At 72.6% G+C, this 12,863-nt stretch carries 9 protein-coding genes; 5 read left to right on the top strand and 4 right to left on the bottom strand.

The window, feature by feature from the left end; translation table 11 throughout:
* Window positions 1–38 precede the first annotated feature (38 nt).
* The 4 genes from ACRWK8_RS26500 to ACRWK8_RS26485 all read right to left on the bottom strand — a co-directional run bounded on the left by ACRWK8_RS26500 (window position 39) and on the right by ACRWK8_RS26485 (window position 6,256).
* Window positions 39–1,727: a DUF2510 domain-containing protein gene (locus tag ACRWK8_RS26500; protein ID WP_431873187.1), complete on the bottom strand. Its 1,689-nt coding sequence runs from the start codon at window positions 1,725–1,727 to the stop codon at window positions 39–41.
* 88 nt (window positions 1,728–1,815) lie between these two features.
* Window positions 1,816–2,415, bottom strand: a complete 600-nt coding sequence (locus tag ACRWK8_RS26495; protein WP_378737238.1) for a hypothetical protein — start codon at window positions 2,413–2,415, stop codon at window positions 1,816–1,818.
* Window positions 2,416–2,574: 159 nt separating this feature from the next.
* Window positions 2,575–4,329, bottom strand: coding sequence for a substrate-binding and VWA domain-containing protein (locus ACRWK8_RS26490; protein WP_378737236.1), 1,755 nt, complete (start codon window positions 4,327–4,329; stop codon window positions 2,575–2,577).
* Between the two features lie 193 nt (window positions 4,330–4,522).
* On the bottom strand, window positions 4,523–6,256 hold the full coding sequence (locus ACRWK8_RS26485) for a substrate-binding domain-containing protein (RefSeq protein ID WP_378737234.1): 1,734 nt from the start codon (window positions 6,254–6,256) through the stop codon (window positions 4,523–4,525).
* A gap of 447 nt (window positions 6,257–6,703) precedes the next feature.
* On the opposite strand from ACRWK8_RS26485, the gene ACRWK8_RS26480 reads away from it, so the two are divergent.
* The 5 genes from ACRWK8_RS26480 to ACRWK8_RS26460 all read left to right on the top strand — a co-directional run bounded on the left by ACRWK8_RS26480 (window position 6,704) and on the right by ACRWK8_RS26460 (window position 12,791).
* Window positions 6,704–7,303, top strand: coding sequence for a hypothetical protein (locus ACRWK8_RS26480; protein ID WP_431873186.1), 600 nt, complete (start codon window positions 6,704–6,706; stop codon window positions 7,301–7,303).
* Between the two features lie 33 nt (window positions 7,304–7,336).
* Window positions 7,337–8,179 (top strand): TrmH family RNA methyltransferase, encoded by an 843-nt coding sequence (locus ACRWK8_RS26475; RefSeq protein ID WP_378737230.1) that lies wholly within the window; start codon window positions 7,337–7,339, stop codon window positions 8,177–8,179.
* Between the two features lie 96 nt (window positions 8,180–8,275).
* The gene (locus ACRWK8_RS26470; RefSeq protein WP_431873185.1) at window positions 8,276–9,196 is read left to right on the top strand and encodes a 2-hydroxyacid dehydrogenase; all 921 of its coding nucleotides are present in this window, start codon (window positions 8,276–8,278) and stop codon (window positions 9,194–9,196) included.
* A 480-nt stretch (window positions 9,197–9,676) separates the two neighbouring features.
* Window positions 9,677–11,416, top strand: coding sequence for a bifunctional 3'-5' exonuclease/DNA polymerase (locus ACRWK8_RS26465; protein ID WP_431873184.1), 1,740 nt, complete (start codon window positions 9,677–9,679; stop codon window positions 11,414–11,416).
* 196 nt (window positions 11,417–11,612) lie between these two features.
* Complete coding sequence (locus tag ACRWK8_RS26460) at window positions 11,613–12,791, top strand: C40 family peptidase (RefSeq protein WP_431873183.1); 1,179 nt, start codon at window positions 11,613–11,615, stop codon at window positions 12,789–12,791.
* The last annotated feature ends 72 nt before the right edge of the window (window positions 12,792–12,863 follow it).

Here is a 12,863-nt window from a genome sequence, read left to right as displayed (position 1 = left end):
CCCCCCCCCCCCCCCCCCCCCGCCCCCGTGACGGGTGCTCAGTCCCAGACGAACGGGTCGGACCCGCCCTGAGGCAGACCCAGGTCGAAGATGTCGTACATCCAGTCCCACACGCCCCAGAACTGGAGGTAGAGCATGAACAGCACGATCAGGGTGACCAGGATGAGGAAGAAGCAGCCGCAACCGCAGCCGCGCTTCTTCCTGGGGGGCTGGGGAGGTGGAGGCGGCGGGCCGTACGGGTTGGGCGGACCACCGTAGGGGTTGCCGCCGCGTGGACCACCGGGAGGCGGACCACCGGGAGGCGGACCACCGGGAGGCGGGCCCCAGGGGGAACCACCGGGCGGCGGGCCGCCCGGTCCGGGAGGCCCGGCCATGGGGCCGCGCGGGCCGCCGGGGGGCGGACCGAACTGCTGCGGCGGCGGGCCCTGCGGAGGCATGGGGGGCCGGTTGCCCATGGGCGGGTAACCGCCCGGCGGTCCGAACTGCTGGGGCGGAGGGAAGCCCTGCTGGGGGCCGCTCGGCGGCTGAGGGGGGCCCGACTGCTGAGGGCCGGTCGGCGGGCGGTGCCCGGGGAAGGCGCCCGGCTGCGGGCCGGACGGGGGCTGGGCGACGAGGCCGGGCTGCGGGCCCGACGGGGGCTGCGGCTGGCCCGGGTTCTGCGGGGTCCAACCGGCCGGCGGCGCACCGGCGTCGGCCGGGTTGGGAGCGGGGGTGGGAGCGTTCCTGGCGGCCTCCTCGGCTCGCTTGCGCTCCTCCTCCGCCTGCTTCTGGGCCTCCTCGGCCTGCTTCTTGGCCTCGGCCTCGCGGAGGACCCGCTCCTCCTCGCGCTTCTTGGCGGCCTCCTCCTCGGCGTGGCGGCGCTGTTCCTTGCGCTCCTCGGAGAGGTCGGCCCACCCCTCCTTGAGGTTCCCGAGGAAGCCCTTGAACTTTCCGCCCTTGGGGTCCTCGTCGGAACCGCCGGAGAACATCGGGTCGTTCGGGTCGAAGACCGCGGTGCCGCCGGGGGAACCTCCGGGCGTGAACACGGCGGTGCCGGGGGTCTCGCCGATGGTGTTCGGATCGAACACGGCGGTGCCCGGGGTTTCACCGATGGTGTTCGGGTCGAAGACCGCGGTGCCCGGGGTTTCACCGATCGTGTTGGGGTCGAAGACCGCGGTGCGGGGCGCCGAGTCACGGGGCGCCGCGTCGGACAGGTCGGCCGTGGGGATCTCGTCGTTGGTGAGGTCCGCCGTGGGCAGTTCGTCCTCGGAGCCGGGGAGGTCGGCGGGGTTCACCCGCATCGTGGCACCGCCCATGTCGGCGGTCGCCTCGTCGTCGGCCGACCGCGACCACGAGGGGTCGATGCGCATGGTGCTGGGTTCGTCGCCTACCGGGGTGGGGGAGGGAGGCGATGCCCAGGACGGGTCGACGCGGACGGTGCTCGGGTCCTCGGGGGGTGTGGGGTCAGGGGTGCGCCGGGCCCACGAGGGGTCGATGCGCATGGTGCTCGGGTCGTCGTCGATCGGTGTCGGGGCGCTCGTCCCCAGCCGGACCGTTCCCTCGTCGTCCTCGGAGGGGGAGGGGCCCCCGTCCTGGCCCAGATCGGTGGTGGCTTCCTCGTCGGAGCTTGCCTGGAGTTCGCTCAGTGAACGGGTATGCCTCGTCCACTCGTCACCGTTCCACCATCTGAGCGTCTGCGCGTCGCCCTGTGGGTCGGCGTACCAACCCGGCTCGATAGATCCACCCATGGGCGACAGACTAAGGGGTTGCGGAGCCGTACTTGACCAGTGGTATCCGATTCTCCACGACACCACCCCCACCCCTCTGTTTGTGTGCCTATGTGGTCACGGAGGGTCGCGATCCGAGGGTGAGGGGTTCGATCAGCACGTGCTCGGGATCCACCCGTCCGGGGGCGGTCGACCGGGACCCCGGGACCTGGTCGTGGCCGAAGTGCCCGCCCTTGGCCCACACGCGGGTGCGCTCCTCCGGGGAGTGCGCCGACCACCGGCCGGGCGGCCCGGCGGGCCAGTTCCTGGCCACACCCCACGACTCCAGCCACTCCAGGATCGCTCTCAGTTCGAGGAGCGGCCCGTCGGTGAACGGCTCCCGTTCCAGGGACACCACGGCGACCACCACGCACACCCGGCCCTCGTCGCCGTGGTCCACGAACCGGTCGAACCGCTCGGTGCGGCCCAGAGGGAGGTCGCTGCGCCGGGTGGCGGCCAGGGCCTGGGCCACCGCGCCGGTGCGCGGGTTCCACACCAGGTGGGCGGCGGTGCCCTCCTTCACGAGCCGGACCGCCTCCTCACGCGCCGACCACACGTCCGGGTCCGTTCCGGTCACCGTCCAGACGGCCCGGGGAGCGCCGATCCCCCCGGCCGTGCGGGTGGTCGCGCCCTCGATCCTCTCGGCACCGGCCATCCACGCCTTTGCCATGGCACTCCCCAATCCGACCTCGGTCTCCGACCCGTCGATTCGGGCGCGGAAGGCGACGGGTCCCCGAATCCGGGCCCTTCCCGTGGTACGCGACCGGGAGTGAGAAGTCCATAGCCGACGGTGGGTGGACAGGTTCATGTCACCTTCCGTTCCGGACCCCTATTCGTCGTCGTCCGAGACGATGCGCAGGGAGAAGGCCTGGAGGAAGATGTCCCCGATCTCGGTCGGGTCCTCGGTCATGTACGCGGCCCCGCCGGTGGCCGCCGCGATCTGCTGGAGCGGCTCCAGGTTCCGCACGTCCGGTCCGAAGGCGATCGTGATGATCGGGATCGGCCGCGACGGGCTCGACATGGACTCCAGCTGGGACATCAGCTCGTCGAGTTCCATGCCCCCGGGGTTGTCGTCGTCCCCGTCAGTGAGCATGAGGATCACGTTGGTGCGGTCCGGCCGGTAGGTGCGGGACATCTCCTGGTACGCGGCCAGGTAGGTCTCGTACAGCGCGGTGTCGCCCTCGGGCAGCGGCTGCATGCCCTGGAGCGCGGCACCCAGCACGTCCCGGTGCTCGTTCCCGGAGTCGTCGGTGGCCTGGAGCTCCCGGATCGGGGCGACCTCCTGGTAGTGGAGGTTGTTGTTGACGTTGGTGGAGAACTCCCACAGACCCAGCTCAGAGCTGTCGGAGAACATCTGGAGGCCCTCGGCGGAGGCGGCCCCGGCCACCTGCATTCGGGTCAGCCCGGTCCCGGGCACCTCGGCCAGCATCGACCCCGAGACGTCGACGATGGTGAGCACGCGGGAGTCCATCTTCAGCTGGTTCCAGAAGCGGGTCAGTTCGGTGATGGAGCCCTCGGAGGGGGCGGGCAGCTCCGAGGGCTCCTCCGCTCGGAACCCGGCGCCCTCGGTCAGCACCCCGTCGTCGAGCTCACCCTCGGGGCCGCGGAACCCCTCGTCGAGGAGGCGCTCGGCCGACTCGTCGGAGCGGACCGACGCCCGGAACACCTCGGCGGCGCGGGTGATCTCGCTGTCCTCGCTGCGCACGATGTAGGGGTAGTCGAGGAAGTAGGTGCCGTCGTCGAGGTAGCTGGGCTGTGCGGCGGCGTCTGCGTGGGCCTCGTTGTAGCGCCACACGGACTGTTCGGACATGACCATCAGGGGCGGGGCCTCCGCGTTGCCTCCGCTCAGGGCGAGGAAGGCGGAGTCCTCGTCGGCGGAGGCGCCCCGGTGCAGGGCCTGGAGCGCGGCGGTCATGTGCGCGTTGAAGGTGTCGGCATCTGGACTGGCCTCCTCCAGGGCGCCGTTCAGCAGGTAGAGGGTGGCCAGGCCGCTGGAGCTGCGTGTCGGGTCGACCACGCGGACGACCCGGTCGGTCTCCTCGCCCGGGGCGGCTGTGGGGACCACGTCGGTCCAGGTGGTGCCCTCCCGGTCGTCGGCGAACTCGGCGAGTTCGGCCACCACCAGCGGACTGCGGGCCACGGAGGTGCCGGTCTCGGTGATGACGGCGTCCCCGGCCTGGCTCTGGACCATGCGCGGCCACACGGAGGAGTCGGGGATCCACACGTGGGAGTCGGTGTCGCCGGTGGTGGCGCCGGAGCCGGTGATCTGGAAGGCGACGTCGGCGGAGTCGGCCTCGGTCACGCTGGCACGCACACAGCGGTTGTCCACGGTGTGCTCCTCGGCGTTGAAGTCACCCGCGACGTCGGCCAGGGCGGGGGCCAGCTCCGGGCTGACCGCCACGTTCAGCTCGATGTCGGAGCCGCCGCAGCCGTCGCCCTGTCCGAACATGTACACGCCCGCCACGGCGAGTCCGACCACTATCACCATCGCGGCGGCGAGCGCGGCGACGGCCCCGCCGCGCCCTCGGCGGCGTCTGCTCCGGTCGGAGGGTCCTTCTGCGTACTTTCCGCGGTGACGTCCCACAGCTTTCCTCACGAGGTGGTGTACGGACGGGGGTGCCGTACAGGGGATGGGAGTGTCGGGCGCCCGGTGTTCGCGTTACGGGCGAACCCGTGGGTACCGGCCGAGTTCCTGTGTTGTGCGACCTTCTGTGTGTTACCGGGGGGAACGTTACTCAACGCCCCGGACCACGCGAACGGGGCCCGGGGCGGGTGGGTCAGTTGTCGCAGTTGGGGACGCACAGACGCCGGGAGATCGAGCTCAGGAAGATGTCACCGATCTCGTCCGGGTCCTCGGTCACGAAGGACGACCCGCTGGTCGCCCGTGCGATCTGCGCCAGCTCCGGGCCGTCCGCCTGCTCCCCGAAGGCGATGATGAACATCGTGACCGGACGCCGGGGGTCGAAGCGGTCCTGGAGGGCGGCGACCAGCTCCTGGTGGGAGAGGTCGCTCGTGCCCTCGTCCTGCCCGGCCGTCAGCAGGATGACGCTGTTGATCTTGTCCTCGTGGTAGTTGTCCTGCACCTCGTCGTAGGCGGCCAGGATGTTGTCGTACAGGCGCGATCCGCCGCCCTCGACCTCCAGTTCCTCCGCCACCCGCACCAGTTCCTGGCGGCGGGTGACGTCGCCGTCGTCCCCCGCGCCCAGCGGGTGCATGTTCGCAGCCCGGTCGCGTCCCTCGTCGCCGAACTCCTCCGACATCAGCCAGAGGCCCATGTCCGTCTCGTCGGGGAACAGGCTCAGGCCCATCAGCGCCGCCTGCTGGGCGACCTCGACCCGGCGCGGCCCGCCGTTCAGGTTCTCCGCCATGTTCTGGGAGGCGTCGGCCAGCACGAGCGTGCGGGACGGCATGGAGAGCCGGTTCCAGTCGGTGACGGAGGCCAGCAGGGCGTCGCCGGTCAGGTCGTCACCGACGGGCGGCTGCTCGGCGATGATCCCGGGGCGCTCGGCCAGGTCCGGGGCGGCCTCCCCGTCGGGGTCGCGGAAGCCCAGTTCACGCAGGCTCCGCCGGTACTCCGTGCCGCGGACGACCTCGTACAGGTCCGCCGAGGCGGCCTGGAGCTCCGGGTCCTCGGTGGTGGTCACGTACGGGTAGTCGAGGTTGACCGTGCCCTCGCTGACGTAGTGCGCCTGGAGCGCGGGCGCGGAGTCGGCGCGGCGGTCGTTGTAGGCCACGACGGCCTGCTCGGGAACGGCGATCACCGGGTCCACCCGGTCGTTGGAGGCGGCGGAGCCGGTGAAGACGTTGGTCAGGTCGATCTCCCCGAACGCGCTGTCCAGCTGGACGTCGCGCACGAAGTCGGTCATGGCGGTGTCGGCGGCGTCCCCGGAGCCCAGGTGCTCGCGGATCGCGCGCATCACGGTCATGCCGTCCGCTCCCCGGTTGGGGTCGACCATCACCACGGGACGGTCCGGGTCGCGTTCGTCGGGCATCAGCATGGTCCAGCTCGCGTCGTCCTGGTCCGGCATGCCCTCGGTGTCCGGGGGAGCGGCGAGCACGACCGGTGAACTGGCCAGCGAGGGCGGGTCGGTCTCGATCCCGTGCGCCCCTCCGTCGGAGACCCGCGCGAGCTCGACCCAGGCGGAGGACTCGGGCACCCACACGTGGGGGGCGATGGTGGAGTCACCGGGCTGGCCGCCGGTCAGGGCCGCCATGATCCGGTGCGGCGCGATCTCGTCGACCTGCGCGAACACGCACGCGCCGCCGTAGCTCGGCCGGTCCGCGTTGAACTCCGTCGCCGCGGCGCGCATCACCGGGGCGACGCTCTGGGTGGTCGAGACGCGCAGGTAGTGGGTCTCGCCGCAGCCCAGGGCGTTCAGGGTGACCGGAACGGTGATCGCCGCGACGGCGATGAGGGCGACGACGATCGCGGTGATCCCCAACGGCGACCGCACCACCCTGCGGGTGTTCGCTGCGGTCGGTGAAGGATGGCGGTGGCGTCCACTGGACACGGGATCTCCGGGGGTGTGGCTGGCTCCGGTCCCGGGGCGGGAGACTCCCGGGGGCCGGTCTTCAGGGGGCGGTCGCGGGGTTCGGCGCCGGTGCCCGCGGTGGGATCTCTGAGAACCATCGCGGGGCGGAGGGCGTCACACACTGTGGATGTGATCGACCGACCGGTGGCACACGAACGATTCCTCACCAGGACCTTACTCGTTGGTAATGCGGGAGCGGAAGGGGAGGGGTGGTCCGGCTCACAGTGCCCCGGGAGCCGGCCCCGCCACCGCGTGGGGTGATCGCTTTGTTACGGTGCCGGGCGGGTAGCACTCCTCGCTCCCGGCTACCATTGCCCGGTATTCGCTTGACCGATACTTGGCGTCCGCTTGGCGGTGCGCCCCGGGAACGGGGCCTCGCGCGTGGCGGTCGTCCCCCGTGACCAACCAAACCCTGAGGGTTATGGCATGTCCCATTCGCACAGTGACCGTAGGAGCCGAGGCAGTCTCGGCACCGTGCTGCTCGCCGGAGCCTGCTGCGCCGGTGCGGTGGCCTACGCCGTGTTGGTCGCCCCCTCGATGCTGCCGCCGCAGGACGTGGAGACCACCAACGTCACGACCCCGGAGGTGCTCGGGAGCGTCATCGAACCCGAGGAGGACACCGCCGACCTGGAGGGTCCCGTCGGCCACCTGCGGATCAACGTCAGCGACCGGGGACTGGCCTGGGTGCAGACCCTGAACTGCACCGGCGACCTGACCACCGACCCCGAGCCCTGCGCCGTGATGGCCGAGGCCGCCGCGGAACTCGCCGGGGACCCGACGGCCACCGAGTCGGAGTCGGAGTCCGGGACCGACGAGGAGGAGACCGACCGGGAGGTCTCCGGCGACCAGCTGTTCACCGAGGTCCGGTCGGGCACCGTCTGCACCGACAAGGTGTACGGGCCCCAGGAGGCCGCGATCGAGGGCACCTGGGAGGGCGAGGAGATCGACACCACACTCTCCCGCAAGGGCTCCTGCGAGGAGGCCCGTTGGCAGCGCCTGCGTGCCGTCACGGAGCAGATCGGCTGAGCCACCCGGTCCCGCACGGGATAATCGCTGACCATGGATGTCATCAGGGTCAGTGACCCCGCCGACCCGCGTCTGGCCGACTACACCCGGCTGCGCGACGTCAACCTGCGCCGCCACCTGGAGACCGAGCACGGCCTGTTCATGGCCGAGGGCGACAAGGTGATCCGCCGGGCCGCCACCGCCGGTTTCGCCCCCCGCAGCTTCCTGCTCACCGAACGGCGGGCCCGCGCCCTCGACGACGTGGTCTCCGCCTCCGGCGCCCCGCTGTACGTGGTGAGCGAGGAGACCGCCGAACGGGTGGTCGGCTTCGACCTCCACCGGGGCGCGCTCGCCGCCTACCACCGCAGGCCGCTGCCCGCGCTCGACGAGGTCCTGTCCGGGGCCCGCAGCATCGTGGTGCTGGAGGACCTCGTGGACCACACCAACGTGGGCGCGATCTTCCGCAGCGCGGCCGGTCTGGGTGTGGACGCCGTGGTGCTGGCGCCTCGCTGCGCCGATCCCCTCTACCGCAGGTCCGTCAAGGTGTCGATGGGTGCCGTCTTCACCCTTCCCTACACCCGCCTCGACGACTGGTACGGCGGTCTGGACACCCTGCGCGAGGCCGGTTTCGACCTGATGGCCCTCACTCCCGGAGAGGGCTCGCTGCCCCTGCGCGAGGCCATGGACGCCCTCCCGTCCGACGCCAGGGTGGGACTGTTGCTCGGCACCGAGGGTGACGGCCTGTCCTCGCGATGGCTGGAGCGCGCCACCTCCCGCGTCCACATTCCGATGGCCGACCGCGACGTCGACTCCCTCAACGTCACCGCCGCCGCTGCCGTCGCCTGCTACGAGCTCTCGCGCTTCGGCGCCGTGGCCGCGCGGGACCACCGGGTCTGACCGCCTGGCGGACCGCGCACCCGCCCTCGGCCCACCGACCGGGTGAGCCCCTAGGGTGTCGGGTGACACGGACCGAGCAGAAGGAGAGCGGGCGACATGGGCGGTCGAGCACTGGTGCAGTGGGAGCAGAACAGGGACAACGCGCCCCGATCGCTTCACGTCGACCTCTACACCGGGGGTCCTGCCCCCGAAGGGGGACTGGAGGACGTCACCTTCTACCAGGTGCCCTACGCGCCCTCCACCCAGGGCGTGGACGAACGGTTGGACATGATCGCGCGGATGCCCGAGCTCAGGGTGGTGCAGCTGGTCTCGGCCGGGTACGAGCAGGTCCTCGACCTTCTCCCGGACCACGTGACCCTGTGCAACGGCCGGGGGCTGCACGACGCCAGCACCGCCGAGCACACGCTCGCGCTCATCCTCGCCTCCCAGCGCGACCTGCCCCGGTGGGCGATCGACCAGCGCGAACACCGCTGGGGTTCGGTCCCGCAGCGGTCGTTGGCCGACTCCCGGGTGGTCATCGTCGGCTACGGCAGCATCGGGCAGGCGATCGAGCGGCGCCTGCTGCCCTTCGAGACCGAGGTGGTGCGGGTGGCCAGCCGGGCCCGCCCGGAGGAGGGCGTGCACGGGGTGGACGAACTGCCCGGCCTGCTGCCGGAGGCGGACGTGGTCGTCCTGGTCACCCCGCTCACCGAGCGGACGAGGGGCCTGTTCGGCGCGGAGGAGTTCGCGCTGCTGCGTGACGACGCGCTGGTGGTCAACGTGGGTCGGGGCGCCGTGATGGACACGGAGGCCCTGCTCGCCCAGAACGGCCGGGTCCGGGCGGCCCTGGACGTCACCGACCCCGAACCGCTTCCCGTGGCGCACCCGCTGTGGGACGCCCCCGGTGTGTACCTGACGCCGCACGTGGCGGGCGGTTCCGCCGCCTTCTACCCGCGCGCCCGCGCCTTCATGGACGGGCAGCTCGCCCGCTGGTCCGCCGGGGAGCCCCTGGAGAACGTGGTGCGCCCCGGAGGCTAGGCCCTGGCCCCGGCCGCCCGCGCGGGTGTTGGTGGGGCGGGCGGCCACCGTTCGACCCCGTCCCGGAGGTGGCCCTGGTTTGGGAGGGGCCTCGTGGAGACACGGTCCCCTGCCACGGCGCCTTCGGTGACCGGGGCGGCCTACGGACCAGCTCCGGAAGCCGGGCCCTACCGGGTGGTGAGGCGCCGTGGAGGTCAGTACGGCCTCGCCCGGAGGTCGGGTCTCGGAGTCCGGGCACCTGCGGGTGGGGTGGGGACGGCCGTGGCCCAGAAAGGAGGCGGGGTCCCCTTCTCCTGGCTTCTCGCGTGTGGCGGGGGAGAGCCGGTTCATCGGCCTCGCCCGCGGGCACGGCCGCTCGGCGCCTCGGCGGGTGACGGTGACGGCCTCTCCGGCCCCCCACGCGGAACGGGTGTGGGGCGCCCGATCTCCCCGCCCGTGCGGCGGCGCCCGTTTGTCGGTCTCCCGGGGGAGACTGGTCCCATGCGGATCGCGGTGGTCGCCGACGGCGAGGGCGGTGGATGGCTGCGGGAGCTCGGGGAGGGCGGCGCGGCCTCTTCCGCACGTCGGGTGGGCGACCTCGCGGGCGCCGTCCGCGCGATCGAGGAGGACCACTCCGGAAGGGCCGGGACGGAGGAGCCCGCCACGGAGGGCGGAGGAGGAAACACCGGGGCCGTGCCGGTCCGGTGGGTCTGGGCGGACACCGGCGACCTCTACCCCGACCTGGTCCGCGCCGGGGTGCGCGTGGCCCGCTGCCACGACGTCGGGCTGACGGAGGCCCTGCTGCTCGGCCACGAGGCCCGGCACTCCGAACCCCACTCCCTGGGCGCGGCCTGGGCACGCCTGCGCGACCTCCCGGTCCCCGACGACCCGGTGCGGCCGCTGGGGGAGGGGACCGCCGCGCAACCCGCGCTGTTCGAGGCCGACCGCTCCACCCTCCCGCCCGGCACGGACCGGCTCGCCGCCCTGGTCGAGGTCCATGACGACCAGCGAAGACGTGTCGCCGCGCTCCCCGAACCGGGGCGGATGGCGCTGCTGGTCGCCGTGGAGTCCGCGGGCGCCCTCGCCGCCGTGGAGATGAGCCACGACGGTCTCCCCTGGCGCCCGGACGTCCACGACCGGGTGCTCACCGAGATCCTCGGGCCGCGACCACGTGCCGGGGAGCGCCCGGCGGTCCTCGCCGACCTCGTGACGCGGATCGGGGAGGTCGTCGGCCACGAGGTCAACCCGGACTCGCCCGCCCAGGTCCTCAGGGCGATGGCGTGGGTCGGTCACCCCGTCGAGTCCACCCGGTCCTGGGTCCTGGAGGGCGTGGACCACCCGCTCGTCCCGCTGCTGCTGCGCTACAAGGAGCTCGCCCGCCTCCACTCCGCCAACGGATGGTCCTGGCTGGAGACCTGGGTGCGCGAACTTCCCCGCGAGGACGCGGACGGCCCCCGGCTGGGCCGCTTCCGACCCGACTACGTGGTGGGCGGGGTGGTCTCCGGGCGGTGGGCCACCCGGGGCGGCGGAGCCCTCCAGATCCCCAAGTCGGTGCGCCGGGCCGTCCGGGCCGACCCGGGGTGGGTCCTGGTCCGCGCCGACGCGGGACAGCTCGAACCCCGGGTGCTGGCCGCCGTCTCCGGGGACGCCGCCCTCGCGGCCGCGGCGGCCGAGGACGACCTGTACGCCCGGCTCGCGGTGCACGTGGGTGACGACCGCGAACGCGCGAAGATCGGCCTGCTCGCCGCCATGTACGGACAGACCTCTGGCGACGCCGCGCCGCTGCTGGCGACCATGCGCCGCCTCTACCCCCTCGCCCTGGAGTACGTGGACGCCGCCGCCCGCACGGGGGAGGGCGGCGGGATCGTCCGCTCCTGGCTGGGCCGCACCTCACCGGCCCCGCACGACTGGTCGGCCACGGTCGCCGCCGCGGACGGTGACCGACGGCGCCGCGCCCACGGCCGGTTCACCCGCAACTTCGTCGTCCAGGCCACGGCCGCCGAGTGGGCGCTGGTCCTGCTCGCCGCGCTCCGCCAGGAACTCCCCGCGACCCCCGAAGGCGGCGGCATCGTCTTCTTCGTCCACGACGAGGTCGTCCTGCACGTTCCCGAGGAACGCGCCGAGGAGGCGCTGCGCGCGATCGACCGTGCCCGGGAACGGACCCGCCGGATCCTCTTCGGGGACACCCCGGTCCGCTTCCCCCTCGCCGTGTCGGTTACGGACTGTTACGCCGACCTGTGACGCAACGCCGAAAGACGGGAAATCCTCAGGGAACGGACAAGCGGCTGATAGGTGGACGTCCGGTATCGGACGGCGTGGGCGTCTTGCAAACACGACCGGGTGCACCCATTCTTGGACCCGGACCATGTCATCTCAGGCCGTGCGCCGCAGCGGATCCCCCCGCCCGCCGCGGTCCCAGAAAGGGTGATGGAACCCCGTGCGGAACCGTCTCAGAACATGTGCGGGAACCACGGCCGCCTTCGCGGTCGCCTTCACGGCCTTCGGGGCCAGCCCCGCGTTGGCCGACCCCGTCGTCCAGGACCGTCCTCCCCTCTCCGAACAGCTCCCCCACGAGGCCGCCACCCCGAGCGGCTCCGCGCCCCGAGCGGCCGATTCCCCGACCGAAACCCCCGACGTCGCGGACGTCGCCGAACTCAGGCGCGACACCTATGTCGCGCCCTTCCGCGAGGCGCGATCCGTCGAGTACTTCGCGGTGTCCCCCGAGCGGCTTCCCCGCGAGGTCGTCGACGCGGTCCGCGAGATCGACGGCGTGGACGACGTCCTCACCGTCGACGCCGCCCGGGTGGAGGTCGACGGCCAGCCCACCTCCCTGCTGGGCGTCAACCCCTCCAGCTTCCGCAACCACGCCCCCCGGCCCTCCGCCGAGTCCGACGAGATCTGGCAGGGGATCGCGGAGGGCCACGTCGCGCTGTCCAAGGACGTCGGCACCGAACGCGAACTGGACGTGGGCGGCGAGATCACCCTCGCCGGCGGCAACGGCGAGGTCCCCCTGGAGGTGTGGACGCACGCCACGTCCGGTATCGCCGGGATCGACGCGCTCGTCTCCCGGGAGCTCGCCCGCGAGCTGGGCATGCCCGAGGGCAACGCCCTGGTCGTCTCCGCCCCCGACGCCGACCTGTGGGACCTGCACGAGGAACTGGAGGAGATCCTCGGTGAGGACACCTCCCTCCAGCTGGTGGCTGACGCCGCCGAGCCCCGGGTCGAGGGTGACGCCGTCCCCTCCTCGGTGATCGAACGGATCATCGCCAACGCCGAGACCCAGCTGGGCGTGCCCTACGTGTGGGGCGGGACCACCCCCGACGTCGGCTTCGACTGCTCCGGCCTGCTCCAGTGGGCGTTCCAGGAGGAGGGCGTGTCCATCCCGCGCGTCACCCACGACCAGTGGAACGCGGGCGAGCGCGTCGAGTGGGACGACCTCGAACGCGGTGACCTGCTGTTCTGGCGTTCGGACCCGACCGCGCCCGACTACATCTCGCACGTGGCCATCTACCTCGGCGACGGCCAGATGCTGGAGGCGCCGCGCACCGGACTGGACGTGCGGGTCACCCCCGTGCGGACCGCCAACTACGCGGGCGCGGTGCGCGTCAACACCTGACCCCGACCGGCCTCCGGAAACGGGAAGGGGGGGGGGGGGGGGGGGGGGGGGGGGGGGGGGGGGGGGGGGGGG

Origin of the sequence: Nocardiopsis eucommiae (assembly GCF_965344335.1) — a bacterium.
In the GTDB taxonomy this organism is placed as follows: Bacteria; Actinomycetota; Actinomycetes; order Streptosporangiales; family Streptosporangiaceae; genus Nocardiopsis; species Nocardiopsis eucommiae.
Note: the sequence above shows the minus strand (reverse complement) of the source record. Positions and strands in the feature narration are given on the sequence as shown.

Coding starts and splice junctions, on each gene's coding strand:
- ACRWK8_RS26495 (WP_378737238.1), bottom strand. CDS start 2,415: ATGGCAAAGGCGTGGATGGCCGGTGCCGAGAGGATCGAGGGCGCGACC.
- ACRWK8_RS26475 (WP_378737230.1), top strand. CDS start 7,337: ATGGATGTCATCAGGGTCAGTGACCCCGCCGACCCGCGTCTGGCCGAC.
- ACRWK8_RS26470 (WP_431873185.1), top strand. CDS start 8,276: ATGGGCGGTCGAGCACTGGTGCAGTGGGAGCAGAACAGGGACAACGCG.
- ACRWK8_RS26465 (WP_431873184.1), top strand. CDS start 9,677: ATGCGGATCGCGGTGGTCGCCGACGGCGAGGGCGGTGGATGGCTGCGG.
- ACRWK8_RS26500 (WP_431873187.1), bottom strand. CDS start 1,727: ATGGGTGGATCTATCGAGCCGGGTTGGTACGCCGACCCACAGGGCGAC.
- ACRWK8_RS26480 (WP_431873186.1), top strand. CDS start 6,704: ATGTCCCATTCGCACAGTGACCGTAGGAGCCGAGGCAGTCTCGGCACC.